Genomic DNA, 22449 nt, shown 5'->3' with positions numbered 1-22449 from the left:
ATAGATAGTTACTGTCCAAAGATATCTTGTGAGGCAGCCACACTTATTGTTCGGAACTCTTTACCATAATTTTTTGTTGGATCGCCATCCTTATAGGGTCTGCAGGAGCAATAGAAGTGATATAACACATCATTATACGTAATGACGGAAGGCTTATGGGCAAAGATAGAGTCGATGGTTCCCTCTTCTCCAACACCAATGATCGGATCGGGATATTTATCCCAATGTAAAAGATCCTTCGAAAGTGCAATTCCTTCTTGTGCTTGCTTGTAATTATAGCCAAAGAAATACATGACCCATTGGTCTTTATCCTGTAATACACAAGGGTCGCTGACAAAACCGGAATCCCATCTTTCCGGAGAGACACGAAGTATGGGGTTTTGCTCGTATCTCTGCCATTGGACGAGATCAGTAGAGCGAGCAACGCCCGTTTGTTCAATCCACTTCCCCTTATTCGTGTTTTTGGCATTATAAAACAAATAGAAAGTGCCTTCATGTTCAACCAGGCATTCCTTGTATAAACCGCCTTTTTCCCATTCCGCACCTGACTCAGGGGTTAGAATCGGATCAGGACATCTGTGCCACTCCAGCAGCTGTTCATCTTCCGTCCATGCGATTCCGATTTTTGCCGAACCTTCTTCGTACCCGAACTCAGGATAGGCGTGATAGAGCAGCCAGTATTTGTTGTTCCATTTCTTAAGCACGGGAGGAGCATCGATCCGATTTTCCTTCAAGATCCATGTGCCTGCTATATTTTTCGAATCCCAGCTTGAACCTTCATCTCGTCTTAAAATAACACTTAGGTGATCCCAGTCTAACAGGTCTTTGCTTGTGGCTAGGGCTGTTTGATAACCCGTACCGTCAAACCCTACATACATCATGTAAAATGTATCGTTATGTTGAAAGACAAAGGGGCAATCAACGGCACGTTCATCAAAACGACCTGTAATTCCGGATCCAACTAGCACCGGTCTACCTAATTTATAAGGTGTTGCATACGGCTCAATATTCATCGTTTTCACACTCCTCAACTGTAGTTAGAACATGCGATAGATGTAACCTATTTTAAGATTACAATCATACCTCTTCCTACTATGGGGGGGATTGAATCCGATATATAGGTCGATTGCATCTTAAGATTACGGCTGCATTGACTTCGCCCGTAAGCGGGCGTAGGATGAGGGGAAATTGTGGAAGTTTTGTTCGGAAGGGGGAGCACAGTGAAAGCCAATAATTCATCCAATCCGTACATGTTTCAGACTGCTGGCAGTATTATCGCCGGCCGAAACACCATCGCCCATCTGGTTCCGCGAGTCCATTTGCTTGGTGAGTTTCGGCATGTAGTGATCATTACACAGCCTTCTATAGTAGCGCTGGGGGTTATCGAGCAAATCGTCGTCGAGCTAAAGCAAGCGGGTATATCCAGCCGTTGTATAACGGAAGTGAAACCGGAACCGACGGTTGATAATATACGCGCAGTATTTGCTAATATCTCCGCAGAACCTGTTGATTTGCTGATAGGTATTGGTGGAGGAAGCGTTCTTGACGCTACGAAATTGTTTTCCGTTTTGCTGACGAATCCGGTTGATTTACAGAGCATGATCGGTACCGATCTCGTTTCTCAACCGGGCATCCCGACAGTTCTTGTGCCGACGACTTCAGGCACCGGTTCCGAAGTGACGCCAAATGCGATTGTAACCGTTCCCGAAGAAGAGTTGAAGGTTGGTGTAATCAGCAGGCACTTGCTGCCCAAGCTGGTCATTATCGATCCTGTATTAACGGTAAGCCTGCCGCAACCGATTACGGCTGCAACGGGAATGGACGCTTTTACGCATGCCTTAGAATCATATATATCCAATAAGGCCAACCCGATAAGCGACATGTTTGCTTTGGAATCAATACGATTGATTGCAGAAAGTCTGGTTCATGCTTATCATACCGGCTCGGATCTCGAAGCGAGGGAGAAGATGCTGCTCGGGTCGATGTACGGCGGTATGGCGTTAAGTGCGGCTGGAACAGCGGCTGTGCATGCGCTCGCTTATCCGCTCGGAGGCAAGTTCAACATTTCGCACGGAGTCGCCAATTCGATGCTGCTTCCGCATGTCATGGCCTATAATATGGATGCCATATCAGGGCGGCTGGACAACGTTGCCCAAGCCATGGGGCTGCAGATGGAGAAAAGGGGAGGAAAGGACTCCTCCGATCTAGTGATCGAGCAAATTTTCGAGTGGACTTCAGACATGCATATCCCGCAAAATTTGCGTGAATTCGGCATTACGGAAAGGGATGTCGATGATCTGGCAGTCGCCGCATCAAAGGTCACCAGGCTTTTAAATAATAATCCGAAGCCGTTGGACTTGGAATCGATCAAGTCTGTTTACCGGAAACTGTTTCCTTGACCTATGGGTATGGAGTGATACTGCTTGATGGTGTTTTCTTAGACGAAGACGGATCTTCTCAACTCAAAAGTCGAGAAAATAAGCGAAATGGCGAGGGTCGTGAAGTGCAGCTGCTACATCGATCAAATCAAATGGAATTTCTCCCGTTAATTTCGGTCATTTTCTTAGAACTCACCAAAAAAGGTTATTTTTGCGGTAGGTTTTCCATCTGAAATGCGTTTTTAAATGGTGAGAGCATGATTAGAAGCAGATCTTCCAGTTAAATTGTGTCAACCATTCCCATGGAAAACCATTTAGCTGGACACTCACAATAATGTGGTGAACTGCGTTGGTCAGGATAAGAACTGTATACATTAACGGCCGCATGAGATAAGTAGATAAGCGGATGAGCCATCGTTCTGTAAATAAGAGCTTCCAGAGACTTCTATTTCTTCGGTATTAGATCGAATTCTTAAAATAGCAGTCTCCAAAGGCTTTTATCTGTTTGATTTTCACCGAAATAAGGAGAAACCTGAAAAATAACAGCTTCTAGGGACTCCTATTTCCATTAAAAGCGATAAAAATGGCAAATTAACAGCCTCTAAAGACTCTTATTTAAAGAATGCCCCTCACCAAATAAAATCTGATTAGCGCTCGTACTGAATACCGACTGCCGTTCCCTTGATGCCGAATTGGCATACCAGAGAGCTGCTGAGGCATCGAGGTGCGCTCAAGCTTTCGGAGCGCTGACTTTGCCGGTATAGGTAAAGCGGATGAAAGAAGTATGTTGGGAGCGATCCGCTCTGCTGTTGAGCCTGCGTCCAAACGGATTGACAACCTTTCGCAAAATATATAACCGATTCATTCTACCATCCGATCCATACAAGGAGAGATACGATGTTAAAGCCCGCCGGCATCATTCCCGCTATGATTACCCCTTTTGACGAATCTCAAAATCTCAACGAGTCCGCATTGCGACAATTAGTCCGCAGGTTCATCGACGCAAACGTTCACGGTCTGTTTTGCCTAGGTACCAATGGGGAGTTCTTTACTTTGACTATGGAGGAAAAGCTGCTAGTTGCCGAGATCGTCATAGAGGAAGCGCAAGGACGGCTTCCGATTTATGTGGGCGCTGGGTGCGTCGGAACAAAGGAAACGGTTCAGTTGGCCGTACGCCTAGAACAAATGGGAGCCGATGCGTTATCGATAATCACTCCTTATTTTTTGACGTTTACACAGCAGGAGCTGATAGGGCATTTCCGTTCGGTTGCAGAAGCGACAGCGCTGCCTATTATTTTGTATAACATTCCTGCGCGTACCGGCAACTCTCTTTTACCTCGTACGGTCATGGAGTTAAGTAAAGTGCCTAACATTGTTGGAATTAAAGACAGCAGCGGAAACTTCGATAACATTTTGCAAGTTCTAGAGCTGTGCGAGCCGGATTTTGCCGTATTGGCAGGGACAGACTCGCTCATATTGCCGACACTAATGGCTGGCGGACACGGAGCCATCGCAGCAACAGCCAATGTATTCCCGGAGGTCGTCAGCTCCATTTACGATTTATGGATGCAGGGTAAACCGGAAGAAGCTGAATTGTCGCAGCGAAAGCTGCGCGCTCTTCGCAGTGCGTTCTCACTGGGTACCTTGCCGTCCGTTCTGAAGGAAGTGATGAACATGATCGGTTTGCCTGCGGGAGAACCGCGACTGCCGGTTCAATCTCTCACTTCGTCTGCCAAAGGGGAACTGAGAATAATGATGGATCGATATATGGGTGAAGGTGTCATAAAATGATCAGGATGAGGTGTTGAAGATGAAGGATGTAAACATTCCGAATGGGGTTTGGCCAACGATGCTGACCCCGTTCACGAATTCCAACGAAGTGGACTATGGCGCATTAGGGCAGCTAGTGGAATGGTATATTGCCCAAGGCGTTCACGGGCTTTTCGCAGTCTGCCAATCGAGTGAAATGTTTTACTTGTCTTTGGAGGAGAGGGTAGGGATCGCGCGGTTCGTTAAGGAAAAGGCTGCTGGCCGTGTGCCTGTGATTGCTTCTGGTCATATATCAGACGGATTCGATGAACAGGTGGAAGAGCTTCAGTGCATGGCGGATACGGGAGTTGATGCGGTCGTGTTGGTCAGCAACCGGTTTGCCGGACCGGAAGAGTCGGACGAGGTGTGGTTGAACCGTGCCATGCAGCTGCTGGATCGAGTGCCGAATGTACTTTTTGGTATTTACGAATGCCCATATCCTTACAAAAGGCTGATGACCCCAAAACTGCTCAAATGGTGCGCGGATACGGGCAGGTTTGGGTTTCTTAAGGACACGAGCTGCGATCTTACGCATATTGCCGAGAAGATCGATGCGGTGAAAGGGAGTCCATTGAAAATATTCAATGCGAATTCCGCAACATTGCTCGAATCGTTACGTTTGGGCGCGGCCGGCTTCAGCGGCGTGATGGCCAATTTTCACCCCGATCTGTATGTGCGTCTTACGGAGTGCTGGGATTTAGAGACATATACGGCAGAAATGATTCAATCGTTTGTCGGACCTGCGTCCTTAATCGAACTGCAGATGTATCCCGTCAATGCAAAATATCATTTACAAAAAATAGGTCTACCCCTAGCGATGCACTGCCGTACCAGAGAATCTAGTGCTTTCAGAGAAAATCAAAGGTTTGAAGTGGAGCAGCTCGATACACTGTATCATCTATTCAAGAAGCAGTTTATGACAAAACAAAATGTAAACGTTTGAGCAGAAAGCTGACCCTCTAGGGAATTCGATGCTGCTGCATGTTTGCTTCAAGGCCGTCGATTAGGGAGTGAAAATACGAGGAGGCGTAATAGTGCCGTTTAAAGCTAAGGACAAAATCGTATTTATTGGTGACAGTATAACAGACAAAGGAAGAAAAAAGGACCCCTTGAAGCTGGGCTCGGGATATGTACGGCTGCTGCATGATTATCTCACTGCGGTATACCCGGAGCTGTCTTTGAAAATAATCAACGAAGGTGTATCCGGAAACCGCGTTATTGATTTGGAGAGAAGATGGAGAATCGACGTACTGGATCACCAACCGCAGTGGATTTCGATTTCTATCGGCATCAATGACGTATGGCGGCAATTGGATTCGCCGGATGCGGAACAAGTGTATCCCGACAAGTTCGAAGCGGTGTATCGCAGCCTGCTGGATCAAACGAAACAATTACCCAATTGTCGTGCGATTCTCATGCAGCCTACGGTGATCAAGGAGTATCCTGATTCAACAGGGACCCAGTTACTGAAGCCTTACGTGGACATTGTTAACCGTCTGACGGAAGAATATAGTGGCATCCTTGTGCCGACGCATGAAGCATTCATCGATTTCTTACAGTGTGAAACAGGTCAGGATTTAACAACCGACGGCGTACACATGAATACGCTTGGAGATATGCTGATGGCCACAACTTGGCTGAAGGCGGTTACAGGTACCCCCAACAAAGATTAGTTCTAGCTAGTATTAAGACTGCATGCCATTCACCATGGATGCAGTCTTTTTCATGACTTTTTTCAAGAGATTCAGGGAGAGGTGGAAGGCGTCGCCTATAAAATAGGTGAATTTGCCCTATAAACGAAAGATGAATTTTAGATACACTTGACTCAAGTATCCCGGTAAAGGGAGTCTGTCCATAGGAGGAGAGGACTATGAAAGTTTCTGAGCTAAAAACGGAATACATCGAGAATCCGTTAGGCATTGTTACGACCGTTCCCCGCTTAAGCTGGATGATGGAATCGGAAGAAAACGGTCAGGTCCAGTCGGCCTATCACGTATTGGTAGCATCTCGTCCTGAACTGTTGAATGAGAATAAGGGCGATCTATGGGACAGCGGAAAGGTTCAGTCCGACCAATCAATCCATGTCTCTTATGAGGGAACACCTCTAGAATCAAAACGGGTTTATTATTGGCAGGTCAGGGTTTGGGATAAACGAGATATAGTGTCTGAGTGGAGCAGGTCAGCTCATTGGTCGATGGGCATTCTAAACCAAGACGAATGGCAAGCACGCTGGATTGGCAGAACAAAACCTCAGAACACGGAGCTTTTGCCATCTCCCTATATGAGGAAAACATTTCGAATCGAAAAGCCGGTCCGCCAGGCTTTCATTTATGCAAGTGCATTAGGGTTGTACGAACTGCACATCAACGGTGAAAGGGTAGGCAGAGATTATTTTGCCCCTGGATGGACAGATTACAACATCAGGGTACAGGTTCAGACCTATGATGTAACGTCGTATCTGAGTACCGGAAGTATGGCTTTAGGAGCGATCATAGGCACAGGATGGTATGCTGGTCACGTGGGTATGTTCGGTCCGAACAGATACGGAGACAATCCTTATTTGCTCCTTGAGCTGCATATCGAATATGAGGACGGTTCCAATCAAATTGTAGTGACCGACGAATCATGGAAAGCGTTTGCGGGACCAATCCTGTACTCGGATTTACTAAAAGGCGAAAGTTTTGATGCCCGTCTGGAACCGAAAGGATGGAGCTTGCCGGGCTTTGACGATGACACTTGGGAGACGCCTGTTGTTTTGGAACGCTACGTTGGGGTCTTGACCGCACAAGTAGATCCTCCTGTTCAAGTCATGAAGGAACTGCTGCCGATCAGCATGAAAAAAACACCTCGTGGCTCTTACTTATTTGACATGGGACAAAATATGGTTGGCTGGGTTCGTCTTCAAATTGAAGACGGGCAAGAAGGTCAAGAAGTTACCGTCAGCTGTGCGGAAATGTTGAATGACGACAATACGTTATACACCATAAATCTTCGTGAAGCTGTTCAGCAGGAGATATACATCTTAAGAGGTGAAAGGGAGGAATGTCTGGAACCTCACTTTACTTTTCACGGATTCCGGTATGTAGAAGTAATGGGATTGACGAATTCCCCCACACTGCAAACGGTCATTGGTAGAGTTGTTCATTCGGCAACGCCGCAAACGGGTTGGTTAGAAACATCCGACGTCATGCTGAATAAGCTTCTAAGCAATATCGAGTGGGGACAACGCGGCAATTTTCTCAGCGTTCCGACGGATTGTCCGCAGCGTGATGAACGGCTAGGTTGGACGGGAGATGCGCAAATTTTTGCTCGTACGGCCAGTTTTAATATGGATGTCGGACGCTTTTTCAATAAGTATATGATCGATGTGATCGATGCCCAGCGTCCCTCCGGAGCTTTTCCCGATGTGGCGCCGGATTCCGGCTGGGAAGAGTTTAAGCATAATCATACGGAATTGAACTGGCATGCTCCTGACAATGGTGGATGGGGTGATGCGGGGGTTGTTATTCCTTGGACCGTTTACCAGGTGTATGGCGATCATAGAAATTTGGAAGAATGCTATCCGGCGATGATCAGATGGGTGGAGTATTTAGAAGCGAACACGGTGAACTTGATCCGACCGGGTTACTCGAATTATGGTGATTGGCTCTCCATCCACGCGGACACACCAAAAGACGTGCTCGATACCGCTTATTTCGCATACAGCACCTTACTGTTGTCCAAATCTGCGAAAGCGCTAGGCAAGGAAGAAGATACGCGCAAATACGCGGATTTGTTTGAAAGGATCAAACAAGCTTTTTCAGAAGCGTTTGTGGATGAGGCCGGACGAATCAAAGGAGATACGCAGACCGTATACGTACTCGCACTGAAGATGAACCTGCTGACAGAAGAGCAGCGCAACCATGCGGTTCGATATTTGGCGGGAAATATTCAGCTCCACGGCAATCATTTGACGACAGGTTTTCTGGGCGTCGGGTATCTGCTTCCCGCTTTAACCGAAGGAGGGAGAGAAGATCTTGCTTACACCTTGCTTAATCAAGGTACTTTCCCTTCCTGGCTTTATTCCATCAAGCATGGAGCTACGACCATTTGGGAGCGATGGGACGCCTGGACAGAAACAAACGGATTCCAAAATCCGGGTATGAATTCGTTTAATCATTACTCATTGGGTTCAGTCGGCGAGTGGATGTATCAAAATATCATGGGGATCAACACAGACGAAGACAGTCCGGGTTACAAGCATATCGTGATCCATCCCCGTCCGGGAGGCGGGCTCGATTTCGCCAAGGGTGAATTTCATTCCGTATATGGCAGGATCCGAGTAGAGTGGAAACTAGAACGGTCTTTGTTTGTTTTGAAAGTCCAAATTCCTGTGAACACAACTGCCACGATTTATGTGCCGGGTGCCGTCATGAATGAGGATGGGCACGTAACCGAGGGAGTGCATTATGTAGGGACAGAAAACAACAAGTCCGTTTACAGCGCCGGTTCAGGAAGTTACACATTCATTTCGCGGTGGACAGATGTCGGATTGAGTCTGGGAGCGGAGACAAGTGTCACACATGAGATTGGAGCGTAAAGTAGCTGTTGTTACCGGAGCGGCATCAGGTATCGGAGAAGCTGTCGCACGGCGATTTGCCGAAGAGGGAGCCTGCGTGATCGTCAATGACATTTCCGAAGAGGGAGTGCGGGTCGTCGAAGAGATCGTAGAGGCAGGTGGGAACGCCTTGTTTGTCCGAGCTGACATTCGCGCCGAAAACAGCGTGATTGCATTGATGGAAGCCGCCAAAATACATTTCGGCGCCCTGCATATTCTCATTAACAACGCAGGCGTTACATGCAGTACGAACGTCGTGACGGCTGACGAAGCAGCTTGGGATCACGTGATGAATTTGAATTTGAAAAGCGCGTGGTACTGCTGCAAGCACGCCATTCCGTTCATGATGGAACAGGGTGGAGGCAGCATAGTCAACATCGGCTCGACGCATGTTATCCGTACGCAGCGAAACCATTTCCCTTATCACTCTTCCAAAGCAGGCATGCTTGCGATGGCCCAAGGGATTTGTGTTGATTTCGGTGGTCAGGGAATCCGTGCGAATACCATCATCCCGGGTTATATTGAAACACCGCTTGCCGAGACCTACATGCAGTCCTTTTCGAACAGAGAACAGAAGCGCAATGCCATGCTGGCAACACACCCTGTCGGTCGATTCGGTAAACCGGAAGACGTGGCGAATGCGGCCGTTTTTCTTGCTTCTGATGAAGCTGGGTTCATTGCGGGAGCGAATCTCGTTGTGGACGGAGGCAGGTCCGTTCTGCAGGTTTTCGATTAAAGATCGAACGGTTAATCATAACAAGGGAGAGAGACTATGACATTCGAAGTTGAGAAAACCGCAGGAGATAGTGAATGGTTTACACATGACCGATTCGGAATGTTTATCCATTGGGGACTATATTCTCTTGCAGCTAGGCATGAATGGCTGCAGTCCCGGGAAAAATTGAGTGGGGAAAAGTATAGCAATAAATACTTTAAACGATTTGATCCTGATTTGTACGATCCCGATCTTTGGGCACAGCTTGCTTCCGACGCGGGCATGAAGTACTTCGTGGTGACGACGAAGCACCATGAGGGCTTTTGCTTATGGGACAGCAAGCTCACCGATTACAAAGCGCCGAATTCGCCGGCAGGGCGCGATGTGTTAAGGCCGATGGTAGACGCGTTTCGCAAACGCGACATGAAAGTCGGGTTTTATTATTCGCTGCTCGACTGGCATCACCCCCATTATACAGTTGATCCGAAGCATCCGCTTCGCTTCGATCCCGATCATATCGCTGGGAACACCACGCTGGACTTCGCCAATTACCGGAACTATTTGTCCGGACAAACGAAGGAATTGCTAACGGATTTCGGTCAGGTGGATCTGATGTTCTATGATTTTTCATTCCCTGAAGAAAACGGGTTGGCGGGGAAAGGCAAGGAAGATTGGGGCAGTGAAGAACTGGTTCAAATGATCCGGACCTTACAGCCAAATATTTTATTGAACGATCGCTTACAGGTTGGAGGCGATATTACAACTCCTGAACAGTATATGCCGACAAAATGGGTCCAGGTAAACGGTAAGCGCGTCGTATGGGAAACATGCCATACCTTCAGCGGTTCGTGGGGCTATCACCGTGAAGAAGAGTCATGGAAAAGCGTCGAAGTGCTTATCAAGATGATGATTGATACTATCAGCAAGGGAGGCAATCTTCTGCTGAATGTCGGTCCCACCGGACGCGGTGAATTCGACGAGCGTGCAGTAGACCGATTGAAGGGAATGGGGGATTGGATGAAGCGGCACAACCGCTCCATCTATGGATGCACACAGGCTCCGGAAACGTTCGAGTGCCCCGAGGATTGTCGATTAACCTACAATCCGCAGATGAATCGCATGTATTTGCATGTATACAGTTGGCCGTTTAAAAATATCCATCTTCACGGATTCGCAGGTAAAGTGGAATATGCTCAATTTCTAAACGACGCATCGGAAATCAGATTTAAGGAAGGTTTTGTGCCAAGCGGTATTGATAACGGAGCTTTCAAGGAAGGGCGAGATGAGCATACAGTGACCTTATCGCTTCCTGTCAAGAAACCGAATGTTACGGTACCGGTCATCGAACTATTTTTAAAATAAACCAATAAAGAATGGAGGTTGGGTAAAAACGATGAAAGCCGTCACTCTTGGATACGCACCCAATCTAGCCCCGCGGGTGGAAAATGGCATCCGGCTGCTGAAACTAGCGCTGCTGAACTGCGGATATGATGTGAAAGTTGAAGAAGTGTCCTGGACGTGGGACTGTTATCGGTCAGAAACGGGAAGAAAAATCTTTGTGGGAAACCCGCAATGAATCTGAATTGCTGCGGCAGTTGGAAGAACGTGACGTACTCCTGTATCACACAGAAGCTCCAGAGGGAGAAGGGTTTTATATCGCCACTTGCCCGGGGAATCTGATGACAGTTTCTGGGGGCAGCGATTCCGGAATACTGTACGGCTGCATGGAGCTTGCGCAGCGTGTCCGTGCTGCAGGGCATCTGCCCGAAGATATGGCCTATGGGGATGCTCCGCGCTTTGCGCTGAGGGGGCCGGCGATCGGACTGCAGAAAACAACCGTCGAACCGCCACGCCAGACATATGAATATCCGATTACCCCCACACGCTTTCCCTGGTTTTACGACCGGGCATTGTGGCAGGAATTTCTCGACATGCTGCTGGAACAGCGGTGCAACATCGTCTATTTGTGGGCTGGCCATCCCTTCTCCTCGTTAGTGAGATTGGAGGATTACCCGGAGGCGCTTGAAGTTACAGAAGAAGAGTTTGCACTGAACGTTGAAACATTCCGTTGGGTGGCGCAAGAAGCAGACCGGCGAGGCATATGGCTCGTATTGAAGTTCTATAACATACATATTCCGCTGCCATTCGCGGAGAAGCACGGGTTGAAGCTGCATCAGCCGAAGCCGCTGCCTATAACAAGCGATTACTATAAGAAATCGATCGCCTCTTTTGTCCGATCATTCCCTAACGTAGGAATGATGGTCTGCCTCGGGGAAGCGCTGCAAGGACAAATATACGGAGTGGAATGGTTTAACGAAACGATTCTTGCAGGTTTGTTGGAAGGACTTAAGGATTCAAATGTGAAGGAAAAGCCGCCGATCATTCTGCGTTCACACGCGATCGAGCCGCAAAAAGTCATTGAGGCGGCGCTGCCTCTGTATCCGAATCTGTATACGGAGGCCAAATATAACGGCGAGTCGTTAACCACTTATACACCACGGGGTAAATGGCAGGACATTCACAACCGTCTCGGCTCACTGAAGACGATTCATATCGTCAATGTACATATACTTGCTAACCTGGAGCCTTTCCGTTACGGGGCGCCTTCGTTTATCCAAAAATGTATGCAGGCGGCCAAATATCGGCTGAAAGCGAACGGGCTTCATCTGTATCCGTTGTTTTTCTGGGATTGGCCGTTTTCGCCTGATTTGGCACAGCCTAGGCTGAAACAATTGGACCGCGATTGGATTTGGTTCGCAGCTTGGTTCCGTTACGCTTGGAACCCGGATCGCGATCCAGCAGCTGAACGGCATTACTGGATCGAATTGCTCGGCCACAGATACGGCAGCCCGGAAGCAGGCGAAGCGATACTGGACGCATATGAAGCGTCCGGAGAATGTGCGCCCAAATTGCTGCGGCGATTCGGGATCACCGAAGGCAACCGCCAAACGATGAGCTTGGGAATGACCATGAGCCAATTGACGAATCCGGAACGGCACATGCCGTGGCCAGATTTATGGGAATCCCAGTCGCCTCAGGGTGAACGGCTGGAGGAATATGTGATCCGGGAGTTGAAAGGCGAACCGCATGTCGGAGAGACGCCGCCGGAAATTATCGCTGATGCCAGTCGGCATGCGGAAGATGCGGTGCAAGCAATCGAACGGGCGTGTAGTTTAGTAACACGGAACCGGGAAGAATTCGATCGCTTGTTCGGTGATATGCATGCAATTCACCATATGGTGCAGGTTTATGCGTATAAAGTTCGGGCAGCATTACTAATTTTGACCTACAAGTTTAGGGTTCAAGGGGAGTATTTCACGCAGTTGGAATGGTTGGAAGAAGCTGCTGAGCACCTTGGGAGAGGCCTGAATAGTTACCGGGAGCTGACGGCTTTGACGGAAAAGACTTATTTATTCGCCAACAGTATGCAGACACCGCAGCGGAAAGTACCGATTCGTAATGGTCTCGAATTTAAACATTGGACGGAGTGTTTGCCCGTCTATGAGTTAGAGCTGGAACGCTTCCAATTCCATTTGAATGAATTAAAGTCAGGCACTATGCCTGAGGCACTGAAGAACATGAAAGAACCGATTGTTCCATACAGGGAGGTACCATTCACTTTGATTTCCGGCAACGCGGAAACCTACCAGATTGAGAAGGAAGCACAAGTGTTTGTGGATGGGGATATTCACATTGTCGGTTGTGCGGAAGAACTGGATGGTTTGACGGGAATCCGATTCAGTCAAATGGAATCGGGTCTGAACGGAGTGACGATCGATATCGAATTGCAGCAACCATCAAAGGTGTTGATCGGATATTTCAATTCGAAGGATGAGCAGTGGCTTCAAGTCCCGAGCTTGGAGGAAAACACACACGCGGACGACTTGGGCGGGTATGCTCCGGTATTGCAAAAAGGATTGCGTTTGTACGCGTATCCTTCTGTCAATGTCCATACGTTTCGTTACGAAGCAGGAAGGCATTCGCTAGATTTCGGCAAGGGAGCTTACTTGATTCTAGGCGTCGTATCTGCTGATCTAGACATTCGACCAAGGAATGTCGAGCACAAAAACGATGGCATTAACACATTGGATTGGCTGTACGAGTAAGTAATCGACAGATTGGGAGAGAGTCTATGTCAGATAAGAGATCCACACTCTGGTATGGCCAGCCTGCTAAGGATTGGTTCGAAGCGCTACCTATCGGCAACGGCCGATTTGGCGGGATGGTGTATGGCAGCACGAACCGGGAACACATTCAGTTGAACGAGGACACCCTTTGGTCGGGGGAACCCCGGGAGACGGTCCGCTATGATGCGGAGCGGTATTTGGACCCTGTGCGTGAATTGATATTTTCGAAGAAGTACGAAGAAGCGGAGCAGATGATCGAACAATACATGGAAGGGCCGGATATTGAGTCCTACATGCCGCTCGGGGATTTGGAACTTATCTACGACGAAGATGGTGAAATATCGGATTATCACAGGGAATTAGATTTGGATGATGGGGTTGTACGGGTGCGTTACTGTCAAAATGGCGCTATGTTCACCCGTGAAGTGTTCGTATCTGCCGTTGATCAAGTGATGGCGATACGTTTGCATAGCGAGAAAAAAACTAGTTTTACCGCCGTGCTTCACAGCCCGCTGCAGTTTTCTGTGCGTAAAACTGCAGCGGATCGGATCACACTCTCCGGCAGCAGTCCTTATCATGTTTTGCCCAACACGATCAAGTCATCCGACCCCGTTCACTATGCCGAAGGCAAAGGAATGAGCTTCGAAATCCACCTTCAGGTGATTTCGGAGGACGGCAAGGTGGAAGTCAGCGGCGGACGGATTCGCGTCAGCGGGAAAGGAACCGTTACTTTGCTGCTTGCCGCTGCTACCAGCTATAACGGCTTCGATAAAGATCCTTTCGTAATGGGCAAAAATCCAGCGAACTTGTGTGTTGCATGGCTTACGAATGCTGTACGGCTGGGGTACGACCGGTTGAAAGAGCAGCATAAGAGCGAATACGCATCACTATTCGACAGGGTTTCTATCGAGATTGGCGACAGCGAGGATGACAAAAGCAGTTTACCTACGGATGTCCGCATCCAAGCGGTTAAAAATGGGAATGACGACCCTGGTCTTGCTGCACTATTCTTTCAGTTTGGGAGATATTTGCTAATATCCAGCTCCCGTCCCGGTACGCAGCCAGCGAATCTGCAAGGTATTTGGAACGATAAGACCCAACCACCGTGGTGCAGCAGCTGGACAACAAACATTAATACTGAAATGAACTATTGGCCGGTGGAAGTGGGCAATCTTGCGGAATGCCACCGACCGCTGTTTGATCTGATCGAAGACTTGCGGATCACAGGCCGGAAAGTGGCCAGTATCCATTACCGCAGTAGGGGATGGACCGCTCACCATAACATTGATTTGTGGCGTACCGCGACGCCGGTGGGCGGATCGCCCAGTTGGGCATTTTGGCCGATGGCCGGCGCTTGGTTATGCCAACACATGTGGGAGCATTATGCTTTCAGCCAGGATGAACAATTTCTCAAACAAGCGTATCCGGTAATGAAAGAAGCCGCGCTGTTTTGTCTGGACTTTCTTATCGAGGATCCGAATGGTTATTTGGTCACCTGCCCGTCCACTTCCCCTGAAAATTTCTTCATTTCCACAGACGGTCAGCGAAGCAGCGTAACAAAAGGAACGACGATGGATTTGGCGCTAATCAAGGGCTTGTTTGCCCACTGCATGGAGGCCAGCCGCATTCTAAACCTAGACTTCACGTTTAGGGGAGAACTGGAAAAGGCATTGAGCCGAATGCCCCCGTTCCGAATCGGGAAATACGGCCAGCTGCAGGAATGGGACGAAGACTTCGATGAGTTGGAACCGGGACACCGACACATTGGACATTTGGTCGCTCTTCATCCACTAGATCAAGTAACACGTCATGGACAACCCGAATTGTTCGAAGCCTGCAAGAAAACACTCGAACGCCGTCTTGCGCATGGCGGAGCGCACACGGGCTGGAGCTGCGCTTGGACGATTAACTTTTGGGCGCGGTTGGGTGAACCGACAGAGGCCTGCCGATTCTTAAACGACTTGCTGGCTGGTTTACACCCGAATATGATGAATGCTCACCGGCATCCGAAGGTGAAGATGAATATTTTCCAAATTGACGGTAATTTTGCCGGTATGTCAGGCATTGCGGAAATGCTGCTGCAAAGCCACGGTGGAATGATTCAGCTCCTGCCGGCATTACCGGCCCAGTGGAGGCGCGGTAGCGTGAAGGGATTGAGGGCTCGCGGTGGATTTGAAATCGATATGGACTGGGAAGATGGAAAATTATCACGCGCCTTCATCAAGTCGATTGCCGGCAAGAAGTGCCGGCTATGGATCGCTCAGCCAGTTCAAATCGTTCTGAATGGGCAAATCTACCGTTCGTCTAATGACAAGTCGGTGTTTGAAACGGGCAAGGGATTCTGTTACGAAATCGTTCCTGTATCGGAGGTTACAAGATGAGATATGTCAATACCGTTAAGGAATTCATTTTTGAGGAGGACAGACCCTTCCTCAGCTGTCACGCATCCACTTTGGAACTGCTGCCCGGGGGTGATGTGATTGCCGCATGGTTTGGCGGAACACGAGAGAAAGCCGGGGATGTTGCAATTTGGATATCACGCAGGGGAGACGAGGGATGGACACCACCCGTGAAAGTGGCGGATCAGGAGGATATTCCTCATTGGAATCCCGTCCTTTTTCGATCGAATGACGGCGTCCTTTTTCTATATTATAAAGTTGGAACCAGTATTGCTGAATGGGAAACAATGGTTATTCGCTCTACGGATAACGGATACACATGGACGCCTCCGGTTCCCTTGGTTGAGGGGGATAAGGGAGGAAGGGGACCTGTCAAAAATAAGCCGATTGTACTGCAAGACGGAACGATTGCAGCCCCAGCTTCACTGGAACCTGCCTGGGATGCATTTGTCGACCTCTCGTTCGACGGAGGCGAAACCTGGACTCGCAGTGAAATCGTCCCTTTGGAACACAGCCGTATGAAAGGAAAAGGCATTATTCAGCCGTCTTTATGGGAATCTGCCCCTGGAATTGTACATATGCTCACCCGTAGCACCGAAGGAACTATATATCGCAGCGATTCAACAGACGGGGGAAGAACGTGGTGTCATGCGTATCCCACCGAATTACCCAACAATAACAGCGGAATTGATCTAGTTCAGCTTAATAACGGCACAATTGCACTGGTCTACAATCCTACTCGACCGGAAAACGGGAAGAATAAGGGACCGAGAACGCCGCTCGTCATTCGGCTTTCTGAGGACAACGGCCTTACCTGGGAAAATGAAATTGTGCTGGACGAAGGAGAGAAACAGTATTCCTATCCGGCTATAGTTGCAAGCGGCTTTGACCTATATGTGACCTATACTTGGAAGCGTGAACGCATTGCCTTCTGGAAAATCACACTTGCAGATTTGGCATGATTGACCTATAGTTTGAGCAGATAACCACCATCAATCTCTCAGATGTATTCGATATAATAGACATGGTAGTATAATACACCCATAAGTCGTTATGGGATGGGAGGTCATCCATGCCAGCTGGCAGCCGATTGGACGAAAAATTGCGTGCGGGAAAAAAAGCGCTTCGTACGCTTCCCGGTGCACTCTTGCTCGGTTCGACCGGGGCGCGGTTGTGGGCCGATTATTTGGATCCCGTGCCTGGTTTTTCCGGAAGGTTCGATTTTATTCACAAAGTCAATATTCCTTTGTTGTTTAAGATAACGAACAATTTGGAAGAAAGCTTTGAGCCATGCCAGACCGAATGGTTTCCGAGTCACTTGCACATGGCATATACAGGTAACCGTCTTTCAATGGTTGAACGCAAGTTCATCTCCTGGAATGACTGTGCAGTTTCCTGTCAAACTTGGACGAATCGAAGCAGCGAGGAACTCGTACTACGATTAGAGACGTATGGTGATGCGTTCTTGGAACGCAAAGGGAATTATCTATATGGATTGTTTAACATTGAGCATTATAGCTTTGACGTCGCAGGTGTGATTGCCGTCAGCGATCCCGCATTGCTCGAAGAAGTGCGTTTGAAACCAGGAGAATCCAAAGTGATTATCGTCTCGGCAGCGTTCGGAATTTCCGGACAGGATGACAATGGCTTGCTAAAGGAACGGGCTTCGGCGTATGCGGAAAGCGTCTCCACAATCGATCAGGTTATAGAAAATCAGAGTAACGAGTATCAAGAATGGTTTGAAAAAACACCGACATTTACCAGCAGCGACCCTGTGTTAAACAAGACTTGGACCTATCGTTGGTTTCTGCTTCGGCACAATTTGGCCGATCCACAGTACGGTCACCTGTCCTATCCATTGTTTTACGAGGGAAGATCTCATAAAAAAAGTAAAAAGCCTTTCAGCAAAGGGGGGTGGGAGTTCAGCAAGCTGATCAATCTGTCCGTTCCTCTGCATATTATGGACGCCAGATGGTATCACGATCCGGTATATGGCGAAGGTCCGTTCCGAAACATGAAGAATGCTCCAGGTGAAGACGGCATGTTCAGCTGCTTGACGGTAGATACCATCATGCATTCGTTTGCTAACTTCTCTTGCTGGGCCGCTTACCAGCTGTATCTCGTGCATCGAAACACCGAAATGATAAACGACATACTGCCAGCCATGAAATTGAATGTTTCGGCATGGAACCGTGTAAACGGCAACGATCAGGATCATTTAATGATCGAATACAAACATACACGGACGGGAAAAGAATATCAGCCAAGTTATTGGTATTTCCACCAATTTCCGAAGAATCCGAAGGACAAGGAAACCTACACTCATCTCAAGAGGGTTGATCGCACCGTCTATCACTACTTGAACACGCTCGGCGTTGCTAAATTATGCGAGGTTACTGGCGATCCAGAAGCGGAAGAATTTTATCGACAAGCATACAATATCAAGCAGGACATTCTTGACAAAATGTGGAATGAAGATACAAAGTTCTTCTACGATCTTCATTATCAAACAGACGAGAAAGCGTTTGTCAAAAATATTGTCGGGTTTTATCCTGGTTGGGCGGAGATCCTTGACGATCGTTTCAATGGGATGATCGAGCATCTGTTCAATGAGCAGGAATTTCATACGAAGTGTCCATTCCCGTCTGTTTCCGCCGATTGTCCTGCCTATTCGCAAGAAGGAGGCTGGATGGGCCATTTCGTCAAAGGAAGGAACGGCTGCGTCTGGGACGGTCCGACCTGGCCTTACACCAATTCGATCGCGCTCGACGCGCTCGCAAAGGAAAGTAAGCGGAGAAATCATCAATTCGATCGTCAGTTTGCCTATTATCTACGCGAATATTCGTTTCTCCATTTTATGCAAAGAGATTTAAACCAGCCTGGTCTTGTTGAGCATTACAATAGTGCAACGGGTGAACCGTTAAGTGACGAACAGGAATACAATCACTCGTATTATATCGATCTGATAATTTCACATGTGGCGGGATTGACTATTGAAAAAGAGGGAATTGTCCTAGATCCTCTAAGTACGGGATTGGATTATTTTTGTTTGGACCGCGTGAAGGTAGCTGGCACGGAAATACGGATCACTTACCGGAAACCGAATGTGTCATCAGATATTCCGAATATCGAGGAAGGCTATTGTTTGTATGTAAAAGATAAACTTGTTTTCTCAAATCAAACGCTTTGTCGAACAGAGCTATCTTGGAAGGAAATGAACTTATAGTGAAATGGTTTACCATGCGGACAAGGAGTGTGTTTTAATGAAACGTTTCAATGGAGTTGTCGTACAGTCGGAGACGGATCCGCATCTGCGTGAAGCTTACCTTCCTATTCCATATCCGAATGACAACCATGCCGCTAATTTACTGGAACTAGGCAACGGCGACCTGCTCTGCGTCTGGTTTTCGGGAAGTGGAGAAGGCAATCCCGATACAAATGTATGGATGGCGAGACTTCCTTCTGGATCCAATCAGTGGACTTCTCCTGTGCAGCTTTCGGGTGATCCTGAACGATCCGAGCAAAATCCGATCCTTCATCAAGCACCGGATGGCAAACTATGGCTTTTCCATACGTCCAACGAGCCCCATAATCAAAAAACATCGAGGATTGCTTACCGCATATCGGAAGACCAGGGTTTTACTTGGAGCCCTACCGAGGTTTTGTTTGACGGCCTGGGCATATTTCTGAGGCATCCTCTGCTCGTGCTCAAAAATGGCGATTGGCTTCTCCCGACGTATTACTGTAAACTTGACGGGCACTACAGTGTTGTGCAAATTAGCTCGGATCAAGGGAAAACATGGAAGGAATTCGAAGTGCAGGGAAGCACTCATCGGGTTCAAATGAATGTTGTTGAATTGAACGATGGTACGCTCTATGCGATGTTCCGAAGCCGTCAGGCGGACCGTATCTATACAAGTGTTTCTAGTGACAACGGGAAAAGCTGGACGGTTCCCGTCAAGAGCGAACTGCCGAACAACAATTCCTCGATGCAGTTCGTCAAGCTGCAGAACGGCCATTTGGCCTTGATCTACAACAACTCAACGATGGAGCGGGACCAATTCCGGTGGGTACAAAGGAAAGGCGAATTCCGGAAAAAACCGCTGCGTACACCACTTACGTTAGCTATTTCGGAAGATGAAGGAAAAACATGGCCTTTTTTCAGAAACGTACAGATGGCGGATTTGGAGTACAAAGAAAGCGAAATCGGGTATTCCTACCCTTCGATTATCTCCACGCGTGATGGAAAGATTCATATTGCTTTTTCATACTTACGTAAAGGAATCAAACATGTTTGTCTAGCGGAAGAATGGGTAAAAGAGGGTTGAAATCATGTGCCGGAGGTGATGGTCATGAATGGTAGAATCGGTCATTTAAGTGGAGAATTGTTTTTCGACGAAAAGATGGATATTTTCATAAATCGTGAATTGGAATCGTTTACAACTTCCCAGCATACCCATGATTTCGTTGAAATCAGTTATGTGGGGGAAGGAAGCGGTTATCACTACATTGAAGATCAAGTGATTCCCATTAAACAGGGAGATCTGTTTGTGATTCCAATCGGAACATCACATGTGTTTCGGCCGTCCTCTCCGACGCAGGATAAAATGCTCGTCATTTATAACTGCATTTTTCGAGTGGGGCTATTAGAGAACTGGATGCATCTACTTCAGGAAGAATCCCACACCTACAATTCCATCACGTTTCCTTGCAAGTGTCCCGAGCGGTGGCTGCATTTTCAAGATAAGCATGATACGTTTTCAACGATCGTTGACAATATGTATCGGGAATATTTGAAGCGAAGCACCGGCTTTGAGACCATTCTGACCGCTTTACTGATCCAAATGCTGGTGATGCTGCAGCGTTTTGAATTGAAAAATGAAACAGAAGCTGTTCCTTTTCGAATGTTGGAGGAAGTCGTACATTTCATCAAATCCCATTACACGCAAAACCTTACCGTTCAGCATGTGGCGGATAACTTTTTTTTAAGTGCCAGCCATTTTCAACGTTTGTTTAAAAAATCAACGGGCTTGTCGTTCACGCAATACTTACAAAACGTACGCATTCAAAAATGCTGCGAGCTGCTGAAATCTTCCGATATCCCGATTTACCAAATTGCCAATCAAGTCGGTTATCAGGACATGAAGTTTTTCCATGCCCTATTCCGTAAAAAAACGGGCGTTACGCCTCGACAATATCGACAAAACTTCCAAGAGTTCGAAGATAAAGCTATAACGTATTAATATGAATGGGGCTGACCATAGCAATGGAACAGCTTTTTTTTTTACTTTTAGAAGTGGAGGAATAACTAATGTTGAATCCGGATGATTATTTGGAGCATTTATACAATAACCTGAACGAAGAGACCATCCAAGCGCTCAAAAAACCATGGAATGATAGAAAAGTCGATGTGCGGTCAAAATTGCTTGAATGTTTGGGGGATTTCCCCAAAAGGTCATGTGAATTGAACCCGATTGTATGTGAGAGGGTAGATAAAGGAGATCATTATCTAGAGCGTGTCATTTATCAAACAGAAATAAACCTTCAGGTTGCTGCATTTGTACTGATTCCGAAACGGCTCATGGGTAGGGCGCCAACCGTGCTTGCCTGGCACGGACACGGATACGGGAGCAGGGAGATCGTGGGATTGCAGCCAGACGGAAACACGGATGATGCGGCTCCTGGCATCCATCAGCATTTTGCTTTGAAACTTGTACAAAGAGGTATGATCGTCGTAGCGCCCGAAATCATCGGGTTCGGTGATCGTAGGCTGTCGGTGGACAAAGAGAAGGATCCAAAGAAAAACAGTTCCTGCTTTTCGCTAGCCTCCCGCTTGCTGCTTTATGGAAAAACATTAGCAGGCCTGCGGATTTATGAAGCAATCAGATCGCTTGATTATTTGTTAACACGGGAGGATGTCGATCCGGAACGGATCGGATGCATGGGTTTTTCCGGAGGCGGTTTGATTGCTTCACTCGCTTCTGCTTTGGACGAACGCATTAAGGCTACCGTTATTTGTGCGTTTACAAGCACGTTTAGAGGAAGTTTATTAGCAATGAATCATTGCATTGACAATTATATGCCTTCGATTCTTCCTTACGCGGATCTTCCTGAATTGATTGGACTGATCGCACCGAGGGCTCTGTTTGTCGAATCGGGAATCGAAGACCCGCTATTTCCGATTGCTTCCGTAAAGGACGCTATTGTCAAACTCAAAGAGATTTATCATGCCGAGGGAACAGAAGGAAAGTTTGAAGTTGATCTTTTTCCAGGGAAGCATGAAGTATCCGGGAGAAAATCATACGATTGGTTAGCTGGGCAGTTGAAAGCATGATTCACCTATAGAGTAAGCCATCATCACCTATAAGTTAAAAAGTCGATGGATGTATAATGAACTGAAACCGTTATCATTAGGGAAGATTGA

16 protein-coding genes are annotated in these 22449 nt (G+C 47.7%); 15 read left to right on the top strand and 1 reads right to left on the bottom strand.

The window, feature by feature from the left end; genetic code table 11:
- Positions 1–8: 8 nt before the first annotated feature.
- Positions 9–1013: a glycoside hydrolase family protein gene (locus QFZ78_RS08695; protein ID WP_307546739.1), complete on the bottom strand. Its 1005-nt coding sequence runs from the start codon at positions 1011–1013 to the stop codon at positions 9–11.
- A gap of 237 nt (positions 1014–1250) precedes the next feature.
- On the opposite strand from QFZ78_RS08695, the gene QFZ78_RS08690 reads away from it, so the two are divergent.
- The 15 genes from QFZ78_RS08690 (at position 1251) to QFZ78_RS08620 (ending at position 22359) form a co-directional block, all read left to right on the top strand.
- Positions 1251–2399 (top strand): iron-containing alcohol dehydrogenase, encoded by a 1149-nt coding sequence (locus QFZ78_RS08690; RefSeq protein ID WP_307555564.1) that lies wholly within the window; start codon positions 1251–1253, stop codon positions 2397–2399.
- 876 nt (positions 2400–3275) lie between these two features.
- On the top strand, positions 3276–4169 hold the full coding sequence (dapA, locus tag QFZ78_RS08685) for a 4-hydroxy-tetrahydrodipicolinate synthase (RefSeq protein WP_307546737.1): 894 nt from the start codon (positions 3276–3278) through the stop codon (positions 4167–4169).
- A gap of 19 nt (positions 4170–4188) precedes the next feature.
- The gene (locus tag QFZ78_RS08680) at positions 4189–5130 is read left to right on the top strand and encodes a dihydrodipicolinate synthase family protein (RefSeq protein WP_307546735.1); all 942 of its coding nucleotides are present in this window, start codon (positions 4189–4191) and stop codon (positions 5128–5130) included.
- Positions 5131–5221: 91 nt separating this feature from the next.
- Complete coding sequence (locus QFZ78_RS08675) at positions 5222–5860, top strand: SGNH/GDSL hydrolase family protein (RefSeq protein ID WP_307546733.1); 639 nt, start codon at positions 5222–5224, stop codon at positions 5858–5860.
- Positions 5861–6057: 197 nt separating this feature from the next.
- Positions 6058–8766 carry a glycoside hydrolase family 78 protein gene (locus tag QFZ78_RS08670; RefSeq protein WP_307546731.1) on the top strand — a complete coding sequence of 903 codons (2709 nt, stop codon included), beginning with the start codon at positions 6058–6060 and terminating at the stop codon, positions 8764–8766.
- The gene (locus QFZ78_RS08665; RefSeq protein WP_307555562.1) at positions 8750–9520 is read left to right on the top strand and encodes an SDR family NAD(P)-dependent oxidoreductase; all 771 of its coding nucleotides are present in this window, start codon (positions 8750–8752) and stop codon (positions 9518–9520) included. The genes QFZ78_RS08670 and QFZ78_RS08665 overlap by 17 nt, the downstream gene beginning before the upstream one ends.
- A 36-nt stretch (positions 9521–9556) precedes the next feature.
- Positions 9557–10861, top strand: a complete 1305-nt coding sequence (locus QFZ78_RS08660) for an alpha-L-fucosidase (RefSeq protein WP_307546729.1) — start codon at positions 9557–9559, stop codon at positions 10859–10861.
- 31 nt (positions 10862–10892) lie between these two features.
- Positions 10893–11075 (top strand): hypothetical protein, encoded by a 183-nt coding sequence (locus tag QFZ78_RS08655; RefSeq protein ID WP_307546727.1) that lies wholly within the window; start codon positions 10893–10895, stop codon positions 11073–11075.
- Entirely contained in the window at positions 11056–13605 is a 2550-nt protein-coding gene (locus QFZ78_RS08650) for a hypothetical protein (RefSeq protein ID WP_307546724.1), read from the top strand. Before QFZ78_RS08655 ends, QFZ78_RS08650 begins: the two co-directional genes overlap by 20 nt.
- Before the next feature lie 26 nt (positions 13606–13631).
- The gene (locus QFZ78_RS08645) at positions 13632–16007 is read left to right on the top strand and encodes a glycosyl hydrolase family 95 catalytic domain-containing protein (RefSeq protein WP_307546722.1); all 2376 of its coding nucleotides are present in this window, start codon (positions 13632–13634) and stop codon (positions 16005–16007) included.
- Complete coding sequence (locus QFZ78_RS08640; protein ID WP_307546719.1) at positions 16004–16987, top strand: sialidase family protein; 984 nt, start codon at positions 16004–16006, stop codon at positions 16985–16987. The genes QFZ78_RS08645 and QFZ78_RS08640 overlap by 4 nt, the downstream gene beginning before the upstream one ends.
- Positions 16988–17097: 110 nt before the next feature.
- Positions 17098–19251: an MGH1-like glycoside hydrolase domain-containing protein gene (locus tag QFZ78_RS08635; protein ID WP_307546717.1), complete on the top strand. Its 2154-nt coding sequence runs from the start codon at positions 17098–17100 to the stop codon at positions 19249–19251.
- Positions 19252–19288: 37 nt separating this feature from the next.
- Positions 19289–20353 (top strand): sialidase family protein, encoded by a 1065-nt coding sequence (locus QFZ78_RS08630; protein WP_307546715.1) that lies wholly within the window; start codon positions 19289–19291, stop codon positions 20351–20353.
- A gap of 24 nt (positions 20354–20377) precedes the next feature.
- The gene (locus tag QFZ78_RS08625; protein WP_307546714.1) at positions 20378–21268 is read left to right on the top strand and encodes an AraC family transcriptional regulator; all 891 of its coding nucleotides are present in this window, start codon (positions 20378–20380) and stop codon (positions 21266–21268) included.
- A 68-nt stretch (positions 21269–21336) separates the two neighbouring features.
- Complete coding sequence (locus QFZ78_RS08620; protein ID WP_307546712.1) at positions 21337–22359, top strand: alpha/beta hydrolase family protein; 1023 nt, start codon at positions 21337–21339, stop codon at positions 22357–22359.
- Positions 22360–22449 lie beyond the last annotated feature (90 nt).

The organism is Paenibacillus sp. V4I5 (assembly GCF_030817255.1).
Classification (GTDB): Bacteria; Bacillota; Bacilli; order Paenibacillales; family NBRC-103111; genus Paenibacillus_E.
This window is presented reverse-complemented; position numbering and strand designations above follow the sequence as displayed.